Source organism: Gammaproteobacteria bacterium, from assembly GCA_027296625.1.
Lineage (GTDB): Bacteria > Pseudomonadota > Gammaproteobacteria > JAKEHO01 > JAKEHO01 > JAKEHO01.
Genome location: JAPUIX010000107.1, coordinates 26,765 through 45,836 on the forward strand (window position 1 = coordinate 26,765; position 19,072 = coordinate 45,836).

19 protein-coding genes are annotated in these 19,072 nt (G+C 52.9%); all 19 read right to left on the minus strand.

Going from position 1 to position 19,072, the window contains the following annotated elements; all coding sequences use genetic code 11:
• Positions 1-31 precede the first annotated feature (31 nt).
• The gene (gene hisS / locus O6944_05795) at positions 32-1,291 is read right to left on the minus strand and encodes a histidine--tRNA ligase (protein ID MCZ6718647.1); all 1,260 of its coding nucleotides are present in this window, start codon (positions 1,289-1,291) and stop codon (positions 32-34) included.
• Between the two features lie 248 nt (positions 1,292-1,539).
• On the minus strand, positions 1,540-2,541 hold the full coding sequence (locus O6944_05800) for a DUF4115 domain-containing protein (GenBank protein MCZ6718648.1): 1,002 nt from the start codon (positions 2,539-2,541) through the stop codon (positions 1,540-1,542).
• A 2-nt stretch (positions 2,542-2,543) separates the two neighbouring features.
• Entirely contained in the window at positions 2,544-3,302 is a 759-nt protein-coding gene (gene pilW / locus O6944_05805; protein MCZ6718649.1) for a type IV pilus biogenesis/stability protein PilW, read from the minus strand.
• Positions 3,299-4,408, minus strand: a complete 1,110-nt coding sequence (gene rlmN, locus O6944_05810; GenBank protein MCZ6718650.1) for a 23S rRNA (adenine(2503)-C(2))-methyltransferase RlmN — start codon at positions 4,406-4,408, stop codon at positions 3,299-3,301. Before rlmN ends, pilW begins: the two co-directional genes overlap by 4 nt.
• Entirely contained in the window at positions 4,408-4,854 is a 447-nt protein-coding gene (ndk, locus tag O6944_05815) for a nucleoside-diphosphate kinase (GenBank protein ID MCZ6718651.1), read from the minus strand. The genes rlmN and ndk overlap by 1 nt, the downstream gene beginning before the upstream one ends.
• Before the next feature lie 271 nt (positions 4,855-5,125).
• Entirely contained in the window at positions 5,126-5,446 is a 321-nt protein-coding gene (locus tag O6944_05820) for a non-heme iron oxygenase ferredoxin subunit (GenBank protein MCZ6718652.1), read from the minus strand.
• Between the two features lie 12 nt (positions 5,447-5,458).
• The gene (gene sufT, locus O6944_05825; GenBank protein MCZ6718653.1) at positions 5,459-6,010 is read right to left on the minus strand and encodes a putative Fe-S cluster assembly protein SufT; all 552 of its coding nucleotides are present in this window, start codon (positions 6,008-6,010) and stop codon (positions 5,459-5,461) included.
• A gap of 75 nt (positions 6,011-6,085) precedes the next feature.
• The gene (locus O6944_05830) at positions 6,086-6,535 is read right to left on the minus strand and encodes an SUF system NifU family Fe-S cluster assembly protein (protein ID MCZ6718654.1); all 450 of its coding nucleotides are present in this window, start codon (positions 6,533-6,535) and stop codon (positions 6,086-6,088) included.
• A complete protein-coding gene (locus tag O6944_05835) occupies positions 6,535-7,803 on the minus strand; it encodes a cysteine desulfurase (GenBank protein MCZ6718655.1) in 1,269 nt (422 codons plus the stop codon). The genes O6944_05830 and O6944_05835 overlap by 1 nt, the downstream gene beginning before the upstream one ends.
• Positions 7,800-9,143 carry a Fe-S cluster assembly protein SufD gene (gene sufD, locus O6944_05840; protein MCZ6718656.1) on the minus strand — a complete coding sequence of 448 codons (1,344 nt, stop codon included), beginning with the start codon at positions 9,141-9,143 and terminating at the stop codon, positions 7,800-7,802. Before sufD ends, O6944_05835 begins: the two co-directional genes overlap by 4 nt.
• On the minus strand, positions 9,140-9,895 hold the full coding sequence (gene sufC / locus O6944_05845; GenBank protein MCZ6718657.1) for a Fe-S cluster assembly ATPase SufC: 756 nt from the start codon (positions 9,893-9,895) through the stop codon (positions 9,140-9,142). The genes sufD and sufC overlap by 4 nt, the downstream gene beginning before the upstream one ends.
• A 73-nt stretch (positions 9,896-9,968) precedes the next feature.
• On the minus strand, positions 9,969-11,417 hold the full coding sequence (sufB, locus tag O6944_05850; protein ID MCZ6718658.1) for a Fe-S cluster assembly protein SufB: 1,449 nt from the start codon (positions 11,415-11,417) through the stop codon (positions 9,969-9,971).
• Between the two features lie 60 nt (positions 11,418-11,477).
• Positions 11,478-11,801, minus strand: a complete 324-nt coding sequence (locus tag O6944_05855) for an iron-sulfur cluster assembly accessory protein (GenBank protein MCZ6718659.1) — start codon at positions 11,799-11,801, stop codon at positions 11,478-11,480.
• Positions 11,802-11,853: 52 nt separating this feature from the next.
• Positions 11,854-12,330: an Rrf2 family transcriptional regulator gene (locus O6944_05860; protein MCZ6718660.1), complete on the minus strand. Its 477-nt coding sequence runs from the start codon at positions 12,328-12,330 to the stop codon at positions 11,854-11,856.
• A gap of 219 nt (positions 12,331-12,549) precedes the next feature.
• Positions 12,550-13,335: a serine O-acetyltransferase gene (gene cysE / locus O6944_05865; protein ID MCZ6718661.1), complete on the minus strand. Its 786-nt coding sequence runs from the start codon at positions 13,333-13,335 to the stop codon at positions 12,550-12,552.
• Between the two features lie 114 nt (positions 13,336-13,449).
• A complete protein-coding gene (locus O6944_05870; protein ID MCZ6718662.1) occupies positions 13,450-16,353 on the minus strand; it encodes a valine--tRNA ligase in 2,904 nt (967 codons plus the stop codon).
• A 147-nt stretch (positions 16,354-16,500) separates the two neighbouring features.
• Positions 16,501-17,064 (minus strand): hypothetical protein, encoded by a 564-nt coding sequence (locus tag O6944_05875; protein MCZ6718663.1) that lies wholly within the window; start codon positions 17,062-17,064, stop codon positions 16,501-16,503.
• Positions 17,057-17,497 (minus strand): DNA polymerase III subunit chi, encoded by a 441-nt coding sequence (locus O6944_05880; GenBank protein MCZ6718664.1) that lies wholly within the window; start codon positions 17,495-17,497, stop codon positions 17,057-17,059. The genes O6944_05875 and O6944_05880 overlap by 8 nt, the downstream gene beginning before the upstream one ends.
• Positions 17,498-17,528: 31 nt before the next feature.
• Positions 17,529-19,019 (minus strand): leucyl aminopeptidase, encoded by a 1,491-nt coding sequence (locus O6944_05885; protein ID MCZ6718665.1) that lies wholly within the window; start codon positions 19,017-19,019, stop codon positions 17,529-17,531.
• Between the last annotated feature and the right edge of the window lie 53 nt (positions 19,020-19,072).

Sequence of the window (19,072 nt, forward strand, 5' to 3'; positions counted from 1 at the left end):
ATGCTCAATGTGCACCTTATAATGGCGAATTCTAGGGAAGGTTCTTTTTGTCGACAAATCGCCTGATGTAGTTAACGAGCTCACTCTGTGGCAAGGTGATTTGTGGCTTCTTCTCGCGAAGGTGCTTGATGCTCACAGTGTCGTTAGCGATTTCGTCTTCGCCAAGTACTAGTGCTATCAGGGCATTCGATCTGTCGGCTCGTCTGAATTGGCTTTTGAAACTGCCGCCAACGCAGTCAGTGAGCAGCCTAACGCTCGGCAATGTATCGCGTAATGATTCTGCTAGTTGAAGACCGGGATTGTTGGCATCGTTACCAACGGAGATAATGTACGCGTGAGGTGGCTGGCTGGGCGATTGGTCTGGACTCGCGTCATCCATCAAGGCCACCAATCGTTCTACACCTATGGCAAAGCCAATTGCCGGTGTTGCCTTGCCACCAAAATGTTCTACCAACCCATCATAACGCCCACCGGCACAGACCGTGCCCTGTGCCCCGAGACTTTTCGTTATCCATTCAAATACCGTCTTGCCATAGTAGTCTAATCCCCGCACCATCCGCGGGTTGACCTTATAGGCGATTCCCGCCTCATCCAGCATTAAACGCAGCCCTTCAAAATGCACGGACGATTCATCATCCAGATAATCCTGGATACTCGGGGCTTCCGCGATCATATCTTGCATCTTTGGGTTCTTGCTATCGAGGATTCTGAGTGGATTGCTCTTGAGGCGTCGTTTGCTGTCTTCATCGAGCTCTGACAAGCGTTTTGAAAAATACGCGATCAGTTTTTCCCGATATGATGCACGCGATCGCGTAGTACCTAGCGAGTTTATTTCAAGACGCACGTCAGCCAATTCGAGCGCCTGCCATATGCGTGCTGTCATTAGAATCAATTCAGCGTCGATGTCGGGACCGGGCATGCCGAAGGCCTCAACTCCGACCTGGTGGAACTGTCGATATCGTCCTTTTTGTGGACGCTCATGTCTGAACATGGGCCCCACATACCATAGGCGTCGAGGTTGCTTGTAGAATAAACCGGATTGCAGGCCAGCACGGACGCAGCTTGCAGTACCGTCCGGTCGCAACGTGATACTGTCGCCGTTTCGATCGACAAATGTATACATTTCTTTTTGGACAATATCTGTTAGCTCGCCAATGGACCGTGCGAAAAGGGCTGTCTTCTCGAGCAAGGGCAAGCGGATTTCCTCATAGCCGTAGCTTTCCACGATTGTGCGTACAATCTGTTCGAGTCGCTGCCAGATTGGCGTCTTATCCGGAAGAATGTCATTCATCCCGCGAATGGGATCAATTACATCAGGCAAGGGAAGCTCCTCGTAGGTAGCTACGTTTATGGGTTGGTACTGAGGCATTAATCGCAAAGAGTAGCCGTTCGGCGCTGTCTATCATGGTAGATCCGCAAAGACCGATCGGGTCAAGTTCCTATGGGCTGAATATTGCCAGAGGTCGTTCGTACGTTGCAGGAGACGCCCCACGTGGCAATGCTGTGTCCGGCATGCAGCGTATTCGAAGATCGGCAAACCTATTCTTCGACGGCGTATTCCCCTAGAGTAAAGCGAGCCACGCCTGCTCGCGAATACGGTGTGGTGTCGAAGAGTTTGCCGTTGTACTCGACCGCAACGCCAGGTGCATATCCAAGTAAGACGCTAAATGGTGATGTCCCTTGTAAAAATATTGTGTCACCCTCTCTTGCCAATTGGTAGTAAAGCGGCGTGCCAGTCGCATCAATCACTTCGATCCAGGAATCCCACAGGAGATCCATCGATAGGGAATCGGGCGCAGAATGAATAACGGCGCCTTGCGAACTCGGTGACTCAAGTAATGGTTCGGAGGGTGCCGAGAGGGCTACAGTTTGTATCATATCTGACGTATCGACGGTGTCAGCTACGGAGCTTTGATCCGGGTCGTTGGAGGGTGCTTCCTCCGTCGTCACTGGCACCTCTAGCTCATCTGCGTCAAATTCTCCGGTTCCGAGTGCAATCGTGCTGGGATGGATGACCACATGGATCGGATAGGATAGCCGGCCGTCAGGCACGACCATTGACGATTCTTCTTCCTGTTCCAGAGGTTCATCATCAGCTGGGATCTCAAGGTCTTCGGAGGGCATGGTCCGTACATAATGACTCTGCCACCAGGCGAGCAGCAGGATGACGAGCGCCAAGCTTATAAAGTACGTTACGGCTTTGACAGATGTGTCGCTGCTCCGCGCCTGTTCGGGTCGGTTAGCATCCGGGCGAAGTACTGGCGGGGCCGGCGCGAAATGGTTGTATGCCGTTATGATCGCCTCCGCGGGTACTGACAGGATGCGCGCATAACTGCGCAAATAGCCGCGTACATAGGTTGCAGACGGTAGATGATCGTAATCATCGGCCTCGATGGCTGCGATCGCACCCAGGTCTAAGTGGAGCCGATCCGCAATGTCTTGGCGGGTCAGCTTTTGCGCTTGTCTTGCCCTGCGGAGCTGCTCGCCGGGGCTCGTGTCGTCTTCCTGGCCGGAACTCGCTTGCGCCATTTCTTCCTGCATGTTCATTTTCTTTCTGACTCAAGCAGTAGCTGCGCTTCGTCCGAGTCCGGGTAGTTGGCCCTCAGTGCCAGTGAGTAGCTTGCAACCGCGTCCTTGTCGCCCAGCTCTCGTTCGATGCGTATGCCAAGCCACAGAACCTCAGGGGAGTGATCAGACACTTCAAAATAACGCTGAAGATACCCGCGTGCTGATAGGTAACGCTGTTTCTCGTAGCTGATCCTTGTCATTTGAAAAAGTGCCAACGTGACATTGGGATTGAATTGCAACGCCTTACGAAAATATTCTTCAGCTTTGACTGAATCGCCCTCTCGCAGCGCGCAGATGCCTGCATTGGTGTAAGCGACCTCCGGCGCCCCGTATAGGGGGTTTTCGGCGGCCTTCAGGAGATATTTTTCTGCCTCGGTTATTTTGCCTGTTTGGCATAGGTACTGGCCATAGCTATTCAATGCCCGAGGGTTGTCAGGTTCCAACCTGAGCGCCTGTTTGTAATATTTCTCTGCCTGGTCCAATTTGCCGAGACGCTGATACAAAAGGCCTGTCGCGATGTGCGCGGGGACGTAATCAGGGTCTGCTTTGAGAGCTTTCTCAAACTTCTGTAGGGCCACGTCATTCTCGTTTTCTTGCATGTAGGCAAGCCCGAGCTCGACATTGGCGGCAGCGATCCGCTCCGGGCTGTGCTGCGAACCGGTCTCTCTGATGGTTTCACAGCCGCTGAGCAGCACACCAAAAATGACTACTCCCAAGAGGACATGTGGGTTCATACTCCGACGTCTGAGGCGGTTCTGTGCATCAGGTGTTGTCTTCCTCGCGGTTCTACGCGACCGACGAGTTGACCGCAGGCTGCGTCGATATCGTCTCCACGCGTCCTGCGGGTGATCGTCATGAGTCCGGCATCTAATAGTATATCGCGGAATCGATCAATCATTTCCGGGCGGGAACGTTTGTAAGTCGTTTTCGGAAATGTGTTGAAGGGGATCAGGTTGATCTTCGCTGCACATCCCTTAAGAAGATTCGCGAGTTCGCGCGCATGCGCCGGTTTGTCGTTGACGTCTGCGAGCATGACATACTCGAAGGTCACTACGTCGCGAGATTGCCCTTCAGCATAACGCCAGCAAGCTGCGAGCAAATCTCGGATTGGGTATTTCCTGTTGAGCGGAACGAGCTCGTTGCGCAAGCGATCGTTCGGAGCGTGCAAGGAGATCGCAAGGTTTACCGAGCACGCTTCCCTTAATCGGTTAATGGCAGGGATGACACCCGCTGTGCTCAAGGTCACGCGGCGTTTAGATAGTCCATAAGCCAGATCATCCATCATGAGGCGTATCGCTTTAACCACATTTTCAAAGTTGAGCAGTGGCTCCCCCATTCCCATTATGACGATATTAGTGATGATACGCTGTTCTTTATTGAAGTGTGTAAAGTTCCCGAGCGCGTGGTTGGCGAGCCAAAGCTGGCCGATGATTTCGGCGACGCTGAGATTTCGATTGAAACCCTGTTTCCCGGTTGAGCAGAAGCTGCAATCAAGAGCGCAACCGACCTGTGACGATACACACAGGGTGCCCCGATCATCTTCTGGAATGAAGACTGTCTCGATGCAGTTTCCCCCTTCTAGGCTTAACATCCATTTGCGTGTTCCGTCGTTCGCGATTCGTTCTGTCACAATCTGAGGCGCCTTAACATAGGCGCTGCCAGTGAGCTGTTGCCGCAACGACTTGCTAAGGTTGGTCATTCCGTTAAAGTTATCCAAACCGGCTTGGTGAACCCACTTGAGTACTTGTGAGGTGCGAAACGATTTTTCACCTATGGCGGTGAAGAAGGCCTCCATGGATGTTCGATCAAGGTCGAGGAAATTGGTAGGAGTACTCACAATTAGCGTGTCCTGGGTGATATCTCGTCAGGCTTAAAGAAGAAGTTTATCTCGGTTATGGCGGTTTCGGGACTATCCGAGCCATGAACAGCGTTTTCATGGACCCCGTTTTCGTCACTGGTGTGAGCAAAATCAGCGCGGATTGTTCCCGGTGCTGCATATTTCGGAATTGTCGCACCCATCAACTGCCGATTTTTTGCAATCGCATTTTCACCTTCTAGGACCTGTACCATAACAGGTCCAGAAGTGAGAAACTCGACAAGTTCTTTGTAAAAGGGCCGTTCATGATGGACGGCATAGAGCTTTTCTGCCTCCTCGCGGGTGAGATGCAGCATTTTTGCGGCCACGATCCGCAGACCGTTTTTTTCGAATCGGGAGTAGATATCGCCAATATGATCGCGCGCGACAGCATCTGGCTTAATGATGGAAAGCGTACGTTCAATCGCCATTAAGGGGTCCCTGGACGCCAGAAAAGATTAGAGATTGATATAAACGCTGAATTATATGTGCGAATTCGATAGGGTGAAAGAAGTGAAACGACGCCGTCGGGAGGCGTCTTGTTCGAAGTTGGCGCTTGAATGCTGCCTGGGTCGGGTAGGATTTTCTGTCGAGGCCGGGGTGAGCGGAGCTCGGCTCAGATTATCAATGTCCGAATCGAGCAACCTTGGGTCGCGACACACAGCGCCGGTACGGGCTTCGTTCTGTTCCGGAGGCCGCTGGTCAGTCCCATCGATCGTCCTTAACTTGAATCATTCCGTTTTTAACCCTGACTGGAAACGTGGTGACCGGCTCGTAAGCCGGCGGCGTCAGGGCTTCGCCGGTTTTGATGGCGAACCGGGCACCGTGCCGGGGACAGATAATCTGATCGCCTTCAACTTTGCCTCCGGTTAGTTCCGCACCATCATGGGTACAGATGTCCTCAATGGCGTAATAATCGCCGTTGATGTTAAATACAGCAATCATGACGTCGTTAACGTCGACGACATGCGACTCGCTGGGCCCGAGGTGCTCTATGCTGGCGACATTAACCCAATCTGACATCACTCGCGTTCTTCAATAGAGTCCTGTTTCCAACTTTGCCGCCTCCGACATCATGCCCTGATGCCAAGGTGGATCGAACACGAGTTCTGCGTTCACCTCCGTGACGTTCGGTATCGTTGCGATCTTGCTTTGCACATCCTCAAGCAGAATCTGGCCCATGCCACACCCGGGGGCTGTCAAAGTCATCTTAATATCAACTCGGTTGCCAACGTCTGGAAGGGGTGTGACTCTGCAATCGTAAATCAGGCCGAGGTCAACGATATTGATTGGAATTTCGGGGTCATAACATGTCTTTAGCCGCTCCCATATAAGAGATTCATCCACAGTGCCGTTTTGGCTTTCCGGACTCTGCGCTGACTTTTCGACAACCGGCTCTAAGCCCAGTGCATCGGCATCCTTGCCCTCAACGCGCGCAAGGTTACCTTCAATGCTGACAGTATAGGTATCGCCTAGGGCTTGGGTAATGAATACGATAGAGCCCTGCTTAAGGGTGACGGGTGTGCCCGACGGGATTAGAGTGGCATCACAATCGCGGTTGACGGTAATGGGATCGTGGTCGTGCATCGCTATGTGTTGGTCTTTCCGGCAGCGCCCTGACTGTTCGAGACGGCTTACGCCCGGGTCAGTCTAAGCCAAGTTTTATTCCGTAGATACGATCGTTTCTTTCCCATTTAAGGCCGAGTGCAACGTGTGCCAACACAACGTTGCGCATTTGACTCGTACCGGATATTCCTTCACACCAGCGAGCGCCGAGAGTTTCCCTAGCATCTCGGCCTCGGGCTGTTCGTTATCTCTTGTTAATAGCGTGTGAAAGTTTTGGAAGATTTCCTCGGCTTCTGCTTTCGTTTTACTTTTTAGGTGGTCGGTCATCAACGAAGCGGAGGCGACTGAAATGGCGCATCCAGTACCTTCAAAGCGAATATCCTTGATTATGTTGGCGTCCAGGTTGAGGTAAACTGTCAATCGATCGCCACATAGGGGATTATAACCTTCAGCGACTCGTGTTGCATGCTCGAGCTTTCCAAAGTTGCGCGGGCTACGGTTGTGATCGATGATGATGTCTTGGTACAGATCTTTGATATCCAACATTACATAAGCACCTTGTGGGCCTCTTTTAGTCCATTGATGAGGTCATCAATATCTTCAAGCGTGTTGTACATTGCGATCGATGCGCGTGCCGTAGCCGGCACGCCGAAATGTTCCATTACGGGCATGGCACAGTGATGCCCCGTTCGAATCGCTATTCCTTCGTGGTCCAATATTGTCCCAAGGTCATGTGGGTGTATACCTTCCATCACAAATGAAAGAATGCTAGTTTTTTCGCTAGCCGTTCCAATTAGTCTGAGCCCCGGAATTTCCCTTGCCGCCTCGGTGGCATAGCTTAAGAGGGAATGCTCGTGCGCGACGATGCTATCTAGGCCAACCCTACTCACATAATCAATGGCCGTGCCGAGTGCAATGACTCCCGCAATGTGGGGCGTGCCAGCTTCGAACTTATACGGCAAGTCGTTGTAAAGCGTCTTTTCAAATGTGACCATCTTGATCATGTCACCGCCGCCATGATACGGCGGCATGGCATCGAGCAGGGCTTCCTTGCCGTAGAGCACGCCGACTCCTGTTGGGCCAAACAATTTGTGTCCGGAAAAGGCGTAGAAGTCGCAGTCGAGATCCTGCACATCCACCTTCAAATGGGGAGCTCCTTGGGCGCCGTCGACCAGCACCGGTACGTCATGGGCGTGAGCCATATCGATGATGGATTTGATCGGGTTAATCGTCCCAAGTGAATTAGAAACGTGGGCGATGCTGACTATTTTGGTGCGAGCATTGAGGAGGTCCTTGTAATCGTCCAACTTCAGCTCACCTGAATCGTTGATGGGAATCACCTTGAGTGTGGCGCCTGTCTGCCCGCACAGAAGTTGCCAAGGGACGATGTTGGAATGATGTTCCATCTCAGTAATGATAATTTCGTCACCCACCTTAAGCTTAGGACGCCCGTAGCTTTGTGCCACGAGGTTGATGGCTTCTGTTGTCCCGCGTACGAATATAATTTCTTTAAACGAATCTGCGTTAATGAAGTGCTGTACCTTAGTGCGCGCTTCTTCATAGTTTTGCGTTGCTCTTTGGCTCAAGGTATGTACACCACGGTGAATATTGGCGTTCATCTCGCTGTAGTAGCAGCGGAACATGTCAATGACAGATTGCGGCTTCTGCGTCGTTGCTGCGTTATCCAGATAGACTAACGGTTTACCGTGAATTTTCTGCTTGAGGATTGGGAAGTCAGCGCGCAGCTGTCCAACGTCCAGCGCTTGTTGGGGCTGCCGGAGGAGTTTAGCGGTGGCGTCCATTGCGCGACTCATAGGAATTGGCGGATGCGGTCCATGTTCGGTAACCGTCCTATCACCACCTTCTCCAGTCGCGCACGGATCGGCGCATACTTGATATGGTTGATGACGTCGTCGGCAAACGCGTAGGTCAAAAGACTAGTAGCGGCATCTTCATCGATCCCACGTGTACGGAGATAATAGAGTGCATCTTTGTCCAAGTGGCCCACAGTGGCGCCGTGGCTGCATTTGACATCGTCCGCATAGATCTCGAGTTGGGGCTTGGTATCCACTTCAGCCGTGTTAGATAGCAGAAGATTTTTGTTAGATTGTTGCGCATCGGTCTTTGCAGCACCTTCATGGACGACCACTTTGCCGTTAAATACGCCTCGTGCGTGCCCGTCCAGCACGCCTTTATAAACTTCGTTGCTCCGTGTGTGTGGGCTCGCATGATCGATTCGGGTATGGTTGTCTATATGTTGCCGCCCGCTCGCCATATAAAGGCCATTTAGATTCACTTCAGCCCCTTCAGCAGTGAGGGCTGTATTGATATCGTTTCTCACGATCGCCCCGCCTAGGGAGATAGAGTGGGAATACATCCGGCTATCCGCGGACTGGCGTATATGTAAACTGCCGATGTGAAAGCTCGTGAGGCTTTCCTGCTGGAGTTTGTAGTGTTCCAGCACGGAGCCGCTGCCGAGGGCAACTTCCGTTACTGTGTTTGTTAGGTTCCTGGCTCCTTCAAGTCCGACGTAACTCTCAATTATCGTTACCTTGGCATTTGCCCCAACGACGATCAGGTTACGCAAGTAATTAATGAGTGCGTTATCGTGCGTTGTCGATAAAAACAGAAGATGGATAGGCTTCTGCACGTAGGTTCCGGCTGGCAGATTGATGTATGCACCATCGGTCATAAAAGCAGTATTGAGGGCCGCGAAACCGTTTGCTTTGTCGTCCGCATATTGTCCGAGGTGTTCAAGATGTGAGCCACCCTGATGCTGAAGGACTGAAGCGAGGCTGTCTACGATCGTGCCTTGGGGTAAGGTGTGCGCGTGCGAGAGTGTCTCGGAAAAGTGGCCATTGACGAACACGAGTTCTTGACATTCGACCGCCTCGAAGCGGACAGCGTCAATGTGTTCGCGGGCGAACCCGTTCTGTGACGGCTCGGCAATTTTAAACGTGCGCTTTTCAATAGCACGCACATCGGTATACTTCCAGTCTTCATTGCGGCGTGTTGGGAACCCCGATTCTGCAAACCGTGCTAAGGCCGTCTTGCGCGCCTTACGCAAACGCGGATCAGTAGCGCCCGCAAGTGTCATCTCCACACGGGCAAAGTCCGCTAGATAGCGTTCAACGGGTCCTGCAGCCGCATTCATGCGTTGGCGACCTCCTGCTTAATCCAGTCATAACCGCGCTCTTCTAGCTCCAACGCCAGATTGTGGTCGCCGGAGTGTACGATTCGCCCGTCCGAAAGAACATGCACATAATCAGGTACTACATAATTCAATAGGCGTTGATAGTGAGTTACCAACAAAATAGCGCGATCCCGGCTTCGCAGTTTATTGATCCCCTCGGCAACGATCTGTAAGGCGTCAATATCGAGGCCGGAATCGGTTTCATCGAGGATTGCAAGCTTTGGTTGGAGAACCACGGCTTGGAAGATCTCGTTGCGTTTTTTCTCGCCGCCGGAGAACCCCTCGTTCACCGATCGCTTAAGGAGATCGTCACTTATCTGGAGAAGCCCCATCTTTTCGTTAACGAGGCTTAAGAACTCCACGGCATCTAATTCTGTTTGGCCGCGATGTTTACGGATAGCGTTCAACGCCGCTTTGAGTAAATAAACATTGTTTACACCGGGGATCTCTACTGGATATTGAAAGGCAAGAAACACGCCCTCGCGGGCCCGCTCTTCGGGTGCCATGGCGAGTAAGTTCTTGCCTTGGTAGCGTACGCTGCCATCCGTTACCTCGTAGGTGTCCCGTCCAGCCAGCACTTGTGCAAGGGTACTCTTGCCTGATGCGTTGGGACCCATGATGGCATGTACCTCCCCAGCGTTAATCTGGAGGTTGATGCCGCGCAAGATCATCTTGCCGTCGACCTTTACATGTAGGTTTTTAATACTAAGCATAAGTGACTTTCGTTCTGTTCTTTCGGTTAACTCGATTTCCAAATCTATCCGGTTTGATGGTCCAGTGGCCCATTTATCCGATAGCTCCCTCCAAACTGACGCCCAGAAGCTTTTGTGCCTCTACTGCAAACTCCATAGGCAATTGCTTGAAAACTTTCTTTGCGAACCCATTTACGATCATGTTAATCGCATCCTCTTCGGAAATTCCGCGCTGCATGCAATAGAAAAGCTGATCTTCACCAATCCTAGAGGTCGATGCCTCATGCTCAACCTGGGCACTCGAGTTTTTCACTTCCATATAAGGGAAGGTGTGTGCGCCACATCTCTCGCCCATGAGTAATGAGTCACACTGGGTATAGTTGCGGGCGCCATCTGCACTCTTTAACACCTTTACGAGTCCACGATAGGCATTTTGACTGCGACCGGCGGCGACAGCTTTCGAGATGATGGTACTGCGGGTATTCTTGCCGATATGGATCATTTTGCTTCCGGTATCGGCTTGTTGGTAGTTGTTGGTTACGGCGAGGGAGTAAAACTCACCTACCGAGTTATCACCTGTTAGCACGCAACCCGGATATTTCCAGGTAATGGCCGAACCTGTTTCAATTTGGGTCCAGGAAATCTTTGAATTCTTGCCCCGGCATTCGCCACGCTTCGTGACAAAGTTGTAGATGCCTCCCTTGCCTTGTTCGTCTCCGGGATACCAGTTCTGGACTGTCGAGTATTTGATCTCTGCATGATCAAGTGCAATGAGCTCCACTACTGCTGCATGCAACTGATTTTCATCCCGCATGGGTGCAGTGCAGCCCTCAAGGTAACTGACATAACTTTTCTCCTCAGCGATGATGAGGGTGCGTTCGAATTGCCCTGTATTGGCAGCGTTAATGCGGAAATAAGTCGAAAGTTCCAGTGGAGAACGAACGCTCTTTGGGATGTAGCAAAACGAGCCGTCTGTAAATACGGCTGAGTTAAGGGCGGCAAAAAAGTTGTCGTTAGGCGGCACGACCGAACCGAGATATGCTTTCACCAGCTCTGGATGTTCCCGAACTGCTTCTGAGAAAGGGCAGAAAATGATACCCACTTCCGCGAGCTTTTCTTTAAACGTTGTTGCCACCGATACGCTGTCGAATACGGCATCCACGGCGACGCCCGCCAGCATTTCTTGTTCCCGCAACGGGATCCCCAGTTTCTCGTAGGTTTCGAGTAACTTCGGGTCTATCTCATCCAGGCTTTTCGGGCGATCTTTGTCTGATTTAGGCGCTGAATAATAGGAGATAGCCTGGTAGTCAATCGGGGCGTGATGGACATGTGCCCATTTTGGCTCCGTCATCGTTAACCAGTGGCGAAAGGCATTCAGGCGCCATTCAAGTAACCATTCCGGTTCGTTCTTCTTCTTTGAGATTAGCCGAATCGTGTCTTCGTTAAGGCCTGGAGGAGCCGTGTCCGTTTCAACGTCGGTGTAGAAACCGTGGTCATATTGCTTTTTTATCAGCGCCTCAACTTCTTTTGGCTGCGTACCCATTCACGTCACTCCTGTCATATGTTTGTATTGCCTCGCCCAATTCCGCGATGCGCTTTGTCGCTACACGTTAAAGCTCTCGCCGCAACCACAGGTCGTCTGGACATTGGGGTTGTGGAATCTAAATCCCTCGTTAATTCCGTCTCGGGTATAGTCGAGCTCGGTACCAGCGAGGAGGTTGAAACTTTCAGGATCGACAATCACCTTTATTCCATTTGACTCGAACACATGATCTTGCTCCTTAATCTCATCAGCCGCTTCAATGACATACATATAGCCTGAGCATCCCGTCGATTTCACAGCAACCCGAAATGCTACCTTGCTACCGTGTTCGGTTAGATAACGTTTTATGTGGCGAGCTGCGCTCTCGGTTAACGTGATGCCCATGTCTGATTTCTTCAACTTAAATTGTGTGAACTTTGGCGATCCTTCAATCGCGTCATGATGTGCCGACGTTTTGTTGTAGGCGCATATGAACAATTGCTTGATCCTGGCGTCGGGATACTTCCCGGACCCTGCGACGCTGCACGAGCAGTCCCAAAGTCGTGCGGTCTAAGAAACGATAGATCTCCTGACTCAGGTCGTCCCACAGATCATGTGTCAGACAACGTTGATCGTCCTGGCAATTTTGCGTGCCCCCGCATCGGGTGGCATCGACTGGCTCATCCACCGCATTGATGATGTGGGCTACCGAGAGCTCATCTACCGAGCGGCCAAGGCGATAGCCCCCTCCCGGTCCCCGGGCGCTTGCCACCAATCCATGTTTTCGAAGACGCGAAAACAACTGTTCGAGATAGGACAAGGAGATGCCCTGGCGAAATGAGATGTCTGCAAGGGATATCGGCCCCTCGTCGTCATGCAGCGCCAGATCCAGCATCGCTGTGACCGCATAGCGGCCCTTGGTCGTGAGTCTCATGGTCTTTTCCTGCCGGTTTGGTTGCCTCAGGGAATAGGGCCAGCCAGCATCCCATATCTGAGTATTTTAGTCAACTATTGCCTTGGGAAGTTCCGGCCAACACGGCGGCCCCTATTTTTAGGGGCCGTGCTCCGTGCAGTGCAGCGGACAGGGGTGTTTGAAGACGGTTAGAACGCGCCAGAATACGGACTCTCGCCTGAGGCAGGGTACGAGGTCACCTCAGGGTTTCTCTTTCTTGGCACCGGGGATTCGCTCCGTTTCTACTGATTCTGGGGCGGTTTTATCGGCGCCGGCCGGCTCCAGATCGGCGACGTCGATCCCAAGGGCTTCCATCCGCGTGAGTAGGGCCTGCAGCTGTCTATCCACCAGGTGCATGTGATCCAAGATGGCATCGATGGCATTCGCCATCGGATCAGGCATATCGCGGGTTTGCCCGTAGGCATCGAAGCCCATTTTCTTCGCCATGGCGATGCGTTCTTTGGTCTTGCCGGTTTTGCGGGTCACGATGTGGCCCGGCACGCCCACAACGGTCGCCCCGGCGCGCACGTCCATGACGACCACGGCATTGGAGCCAATGCGGGCATTCTCACCAATGGTGACCGGTCCCAATATCTTGGCCCCTGCCCCGACCACCACACTGTTGCACAACGTGGGGTGGCGCTTGCCCTTCTGCCAGGTTGTGCCACCTAGCGTGACACCATGGTACAAGCTGCAATCGTCGGCGATTTCCGATGTCTCGCCAATAACGACGCCCATCCCGTGGTCGATAAAGAAACGCCGCCCAATCTTCGCGCCGGGGTGGATCTCAACGCCGGTTAGCCAGCGCGCGAGGGTGGAGAGGAAGCGTGCCAGCCATTTCAAACCCAGATTGCTGAGGCCGTGGCTGACCCTGTGCAACCAGATAGCATGCAGGCCCGGCGAGGTGGTCAGCACCTCGAACGTGGTGCGGGCTGCCGGGTCGCGCTCAAATACGCAGGCGATATCTTCTCGTAACCGCGAAAACATGGTCGTCATTATCAGGTCGAAGCCTGCTGGATCCCAACGATAAACGCCTGTTCGTCCGCGAGCAAGCTTGTCCTGATTGCCATAAGGACAAGGTGAACCGCGTGACCGTTTGTTCTAGAGTGCCTCGATCCGCGCACGTTGTGCCTCGAGTTTCGTGATCGCTGCGCCTAGCTCATTGAAACGGCTGCGCTCTTTTTGGACGATGTCAGCCGGTGCCCTCTTGAGGTAGGCGTTGTTCTTGAGCTTCTCTTCAGAGCGCGCAAGGTCTTTTTGCAACTTCGCGATCTCCCGGCTGAGCCGGTTGCGCTCGGCGTTGCGATCAATTAGATCCTTTAGCGGGATCAGAAGTGTCATCTCGCCTGCGAGCGCGGTAGCCACGTCACCAGAGCTTTCACCGTTTGATGGCGTGATCGAATCGATCTTGGCAAGGGCATGTACATAGTGGCGGTTGCTGTCCAGCCAGGTCCGCTCCTTAGATGTTCCGTCCTTGATTAGGACCGGCAAGTGCTTGCTGGGGGGGATGTTCAGTTCAGCGCGGATTTGGCGCACACCGAGGATAAACGCCTTTATCCAGTTCATCTCAGTCAACGCATCCTGATCGAGGCGATCCAGGTCGGGGGCCGGGTAAGGCCGCAGCATGATGGTGTCGTCCTGGATGCCCACAAGGGGCGCGATACGCTGCCAAATGTCTTCGGTAATAAACGGCATAAAGGGATGAGATAGCCTCAAAAGGTGCTCCAATACTTCCACTAGCGTATTCCATGTCCCACGCTTACTGGCATCGCTGCTCTCTTGGTCATTTAGGATCGTTTTGGATAATTCCAAGTACCAGTCGCAATATTCATCCCAGGTAAATTCATGGATTGCTTGGGCGGCGAGATCGAAGCGATAAGATTCGATTGCGTCAATGACTTGTTTGGTTGTCTGTTGTAGATGAGAGCTGATCCAGCGCTCTGCGAGCCCAAACTCGTTATCCCCGCCCATATCGATCATTTGGCCGTCACGGCTCAATAGCACATAACGTGCTGCGTTCCATAGCTTGTTACAGAAGTTGCGATAACCCTCAATGCGGCCGAGGTCAAAGCGGATATCGCGCCCCTGGGTCGCAAGGGACGCAAAGGTGAAACGCAAGGCATCCGTGCCGTAAGCGGGGATGCCATTGGGGAACTGGGCTCGGGTGATCTTCTCGATACGGGGTGCGTCAGCAGGCCGCATTAAGCTGGTGGTGCGCTTAGTAACCAGCGACTCCAGGTCGACGCCGTCGATGAGATCTAATGGGTCGAGAATGTTACCTTTTGACTTGGACATCTTCTGAGCATCCGCATCTCGGATAAGGCCGTGGATGTAGACTTCCCTGAAAGGTACTTGGCCGGTGAACTTGAGTCCCATCATCATCATTCGAGCGACCCAGAAGAAGATGATGTCGAACCCCGTGACAAGCACGCTTGTTGGGTAAAATGTCGCCAGATCCGGCGTGTCGTTTGGCCAACCGAGTGTCGAAAAGGGCCATAGCGCTGATGAAAACCACGTGTCCAGCACGTCGGGGTCGCGTCTGAGCTCTACGTCATCTGGGATTTGCCCCTTTTCTCTGACCTCCTTTTCTGAATGCCCGACATACACTTGCCCTTTTGCATCGTACCAAGCGGGTATGCGGTGTCCCCACCAGATCTGTCGGCTAATGCACCAGTCCTCAATATGACGCATCCATTCAAAGTAGGTTTTGGCCCAACTCTCCGGGACAAACCGGATGTTGCCCTTTTCGACCGCTTCAATCGCTGGTTTTGCCAGCGGGCCCACCTGGACGAACCATTGATCCGTGAGGTAGGGCTCGATCACAGCGTGGGAGCGATCACCGCGGGGCACCATCAGACGATGTGTTTCAACGCGTTCCAATAACCCTTGCGCCTTCAGGTCCTCAATGATCTGCCTACGCGCATCGTATCGATCCATGCCGCGATACTCTTTTGGGATGAGTTCGTACGTGGCTACCGCCGATAAGCCTCCGCTGTCCGTCGACGCCCCCTCTTCAACAAATCCTGCGCGCTGGGCAAAGGAAATGTCGTCGGACGCCGCATCTTTCAGCCGTGCATCGATTTTGAAGATGTTAACGAGCCCCTCTAGGGGTTGATTGGCCAACGCCTTCTTGTGGCGAATCCACATTTGATAGTCGTTGTGGTCGTGTGCTGGCGTGACCTTGACGCAGCCGGTCCCGAACTTCGGGTCCACATGATCATCCGCTATCACCGGGATTGTGCGCCCCGTTAGCGGCAGCGAGACTTCTTTCCCGATCATGTTTCGGTAACGTCCGTCTTCGGGGTGTACTGCCACCGCGACATCCCCCAGCATTGTCTCGGGGCGTGTGGTGGCAACTGTCAGGTTGGCCTCCCCATCTGCCAATGGATAATGGATGTACCAAAGAGATCCGTCTTCTTCCGTGGAAATGACCTCAAGATCTGAGACGGCCGTGTGCAACACAGGATCCCAATTCACCAGCCGTTTTCCACGGTAGATAAGGCCCTCGTCATAGAGGCGTACGAACACCTCTCGTACCGCCCTTGACAACTGGCCTTCGTCGCCGGATTGCTCTTTGTCAAGGGTGAATCGTTCCCGCGACCAATCCATGGAGGATCCCATGCGCCGTAACTGCTGGGTGATATTGCCACCAGCCGCCTCTTTCCACTGCCAAACGGCTTCGATGAAATCCTCCCGGCCAAGGCTGTGACGGGTTTCACCTTTTTCCGCCAGCTGCCGTTCCACCACCATTTGCGTCGCAATTCCGGCATGATCTGTCCCGGACTGCCACAAGGTCTTGTCGCCTTTCATGCGGTGGTAGCGGATGAGTACGTCCATTAGCGTGTCCTGAAACGCGTGACCCATGTGCAGGCTGCCGGTAACGTTAGGTGGCGGTAGCATGATGCAGTAAGCGGGGCCATCGCCGCGCGGTGCGAAGTAGCCGCGTTGCTCCCACTCGACATACCAGCGCTGTTCAATGGCATGCGGGTTATAGGTCTTTTCCATTATGCGTTTTAGCGGTTGGCTTGCGAAAAATCGGGGCCGCGCGGTATCCGAGAATCGCTCAAGTCGATCATGTCAACGCGTATTCTGGCTTTGATGGCACAGGCTTGCAAAAGACCGCGGCTTTGCAACCGGGCAACTCAGAAACTTTCAGGAGCTTTGGAAGTCGTCTTTACCCACCCTTTTGGCCGTGGGGGTTTCCGTGTCCTGGGCAGATGGCGATGGCCCATGGGATTGTTTAGGGGGTTCTCTGCGACGGCCAGCGAGGACCTCGGCAAGCCGTGTTTCCAGATGCGCCTTAATCTCGCCCATCATGGTTGCTTTGGCATCGGCCATCAACTCGCCAAGCCTCATTTCAAGGATATCCTCGACTTCCTTGATGAGGCTTTGGTATGGGGTGGCTTGGTCTCGATCCAGCATATGGTGAGCGTGCGACCCTGAGATACTGTTGTCACCGAATGCTGCCTTGGAATCTTCTCCAAATTCTCCCGGTGCGATGAGATCGTCGAGCAATGGAATCTCAGGAACGTCTGGCGCATCCATCACCCCATTCGCATCATCATCGGCCAGCATCTCGCCCTTCCTTGGGGGCACACTTGCGTGGGGGCCTCCGTGCAGCAGATCTTCAAGTTCATTAACCAAGCCATCGAGGGCGCGCTCGGTGGCATTATCGTGGTGGGGGTTGTGATTGTCCGATGAGCCTGGATTACTCATGGCCTGAGTCGATGGTGTGGTTATGCAATGTATGTCCTTGCTCCCGGTAAAAGCGGTAGCGGTCTCGGGCGCGTTCGCGGGCCGCGCCGTGTTCATCCACCAGCTCGATGATCCTTGAGAATCGACTGACAAATGCCGGCACAGGATGCGACAGGTTGATCATTAAATCGGGTGCTTCCGGGGCATGCTCCCCGCAGCCTACTAGAATGGGCACGTCTTGCTCCTCATGACCCCGGACCAATTCATGCGGAAGAAAGGCGATATCCTTAAATGTCCATAGTAACTGGTCCATCGCCTCGGCTTCTGCAAGCGAACTGGCGTGTATGTAAACACGGTGCCCTTCGTGCCACGCTTTTTCTGCCAATGTGCAGGCGTAGCGATTTCTGTCTTCAGCGGTGGTATGAGCGAGCACGTAGAAATCCACACGGGCCATGGCTAATTATGGCATGGACCCTAACATAATTTCAGTTGCAACGGTCAAGGAGGTACTGCGCAAGGAGGGGGACTGGTCTGCCAGTTGCTCCTTTTTCTTTTCCACCAGTCCAGGCAGTCCCAGCAATATCCAGGTGGCTCCAATGAAACTGTTTGGTAAATCGTGACAAGAAACTAGCAGCGGTAATCGTGCCCGCTTCCCGTCCACCGACGTTGGCTATGTCGGCAAAGGGACTATCGAGTTGTTGATGATAATCCTCCCATAGCGGTAGTTGCCAGGCTCGGTCATTACTTGTTTTTCCGGCATTTAGTAGGTCATTGGCGAGCGGGCTATGATTACTTAAAAGGCCAGTTGCGTATTTACCTAGCGCGATAACGCAAGCACCTGTTAGCGTGGCGATGTCGATAACTACGTCTGGATTAAAACGCTCACAGTAGGTCAGTGCATCACAGAGAATTAAACGTCCTTCTGCGTCAGTGTTCAGGATTTCAATCGTCTGACCGGACAGGCTGGTGACGATATCGCCGGGTTTTGTGGCATTGCCGTTTGGCATGTTTTCTGTCGCCGGAATGACGCCGACGACGTTGATTGGCAGGTTAAGTTCTGCTGTAGTAGCGAGTGTTCCAAGCACGCTCGCTGCGCCACACATATCGAACTTCATCTCGTCCATTTGTGCCGCGGGTTTGATCGAAATCCCTCCAGAATCGAAAGTGACGCCCTTCCCGACGAGGACAACTGGCTTTGTATCTTTCGATGTACCGCGGTATTCCAGTGTGATGAGTTTGGCAGGCTCGTGACTACCGCGAGATACTGCGAGCAATGCCCCCATGCCAAGCTGCTCCATTTCCGCCTCATCCAATACCTTAATCTTGATTGACTTGTGAACTTTTTGTAGTTCTTTAGCCTGCTTGGCCAAGAATGTTGGGGTACAGATATTGCCCGGTAAGTTGGCGAGGTCTTTCGTGAGTTTAACGCCGTTCGCAATAGCCTGTCCTTCGGCAACCGCCTTATCGCCTATGGGAAGGGCACGCCGAGTCGGAACGCTCAGAATAATCTTTCGCAAAGGTCGTCGAGTGGAATTCTTCTTGCTTTTTAGTTCGTCAAACCGATATAGGGCATTTCGAGACACTTCAACCGATTGTCTTACCTTCCAGTAGATATCGTGGCCTTTTATGTTAAGCTCCGTTAGATAACTGACTGCTTCCATGGAACCCGTTTCATTCAGCTGAGCGGCCGTTTTGGATGTTATGTCGCGAAACTGGTTATTGCCGAGATCGCGCTCATGCCCACAACCTACCAGCAAAACCCTATCAGCAAGCGTCCCCGGCACGTTATGCAACAGGAGAGTCTGCCCAAGTCTACCTTCGATATCGCCTCGCCTTATAAGGTTTGATAAGAAGCCCTTGCTGGCAGTGTCAATTGCTTTCGCGGCTTGCGATAGGCGTCTGGGTTCAAACACACCCGCAACAACACATGCGGTGCGCTGCTTTTCTGGACTTCCACTTTTGACGGTGAATTCCATAGTAGCTTCAGCAGTCTAATTGGAGACAATCGTTGTATAAATCAGCAACATCT

Bases quoted from the DNA above. Each gene is read 5' to 3' on its own strand.
- sufC (MCZ6718657.1), bottom strand. From the start codon at position 9,895: ATGCTTAGTATTAAAAACCTACATGTAAAGGTCGACGGCAAGATGATC.
- O6944_05860 (MCZ6718660.1), bottom strand. From the start codon at position 12,330: ATGAGACTCACGACCAAGGGCCGCTATGCGGTCACAGCGATGCTGGAT.
- cysE (MCZ6718661.1), bottom strand. From the start codon at position 13,335: ATGTTTTCGCGGTTACGAGAAGATATCGCCTGCGTATTTGAGCGCGAC.
- O6944_05800 (MCZ6718648.1), bottom strand. From the start codon at position 2,541: ATGCAGGAAGAAATGGCGCAAGCGAGTTCCGGCCAGGAAGACGACACG.
- O6944_05835 (MCZ6718655.1), bottom strand. From the start codon at position 7,803: ATGAGTCGCGCAATGGACGCCACCGCTAAACTCCTCCGGCAGCCCCAA.
- ndk (MCZ6718651.1), bottom strand. From the start codon at position 4,854: ATGGCGATTGAACGTACGCTTTCCATCATTAAGCCAGATGCTGTCGCG.
- O6944_05880 (MCZ6718664.1), bottom strand. From the start codon at position 17,497: ATGGCCCGTGTGGATTTCTACGTGCTCGCTCATACCACCGCTGAAGAC.
- O6944_05870 (MCZ6718662.1), bottom strand. From the start codon at position 16,353: ATGGAAAAGACCTATAACCCGCATGCCATTGAACAGCGCTGGTATGTC.
- pilW (MCZ6718649.1), bottom strand. From the start codon at position 3,302: ATGAACCCACATGTCCTCTTGGGAGTAGTCATTTTTGGTGTGCTGCTC.
- sufT (MCZ6718653.1), bottom strand. From the start codon at position 6,010: ATGCACGACCACGATCCCATTACCGTCAACCGCGATTGTGATGCCACT.
- O6944_05830 (MCZ6718654.1), bottom strand. From the start codon at position 6,535: ATGTTGGATATCAAAGATCTGTACCAAGACATCATCATCGATCACAAC.
- hisS (MCZ6718647.1), bottom strand. From the start codon at position 1,291: ATGAATGACATTCTTCCGGATAAGACGCCAATCTGGCAGCGACTCGAA.
- O6944_05885 (MCZ6718665.1), bottom strand. From the start codon at position 19,019: ATGGAATTCACCGTCAAAAGTGGAAGTCCAGAAAAGCAGCGCACCGCA.
- sufB (MCZ6718658.1), bottom strand. From the start codon at position 11,417: ATGGGTACGCAGCCAAAAGAAGTTGAGGCGCTGATAAAAAAGCAATAT.
- O6944_05820 (MCZ6718652.1), bottom strand. From the start codon at position 5,446: ATGTCAGATTGGGTTAATGTCGCCAGCATAGAGCACCTCGGGCCCAGC.
- sufD (MCZ6718656.1), bottom strand. From the start codon at position 9,143: ATGAATGCGGCTGCAGGACCCGTTGAACGCTATCTAGCGGACTTTGCC.
- O6944_05875 (MCZ6718663.1), bottom strand. From the start codon at position 17,064: ATGAGTAATCCAGGCTCATCGGACAATCACAACCCCCACCACGATAAT.
- O6944_05855 (MCZ6718659.1), bottom strand. From the start codon at position 11,801: ATGGGCATCACGTTAACCGAGAGCGCAGCTCGCCACATAAAACGTTAT.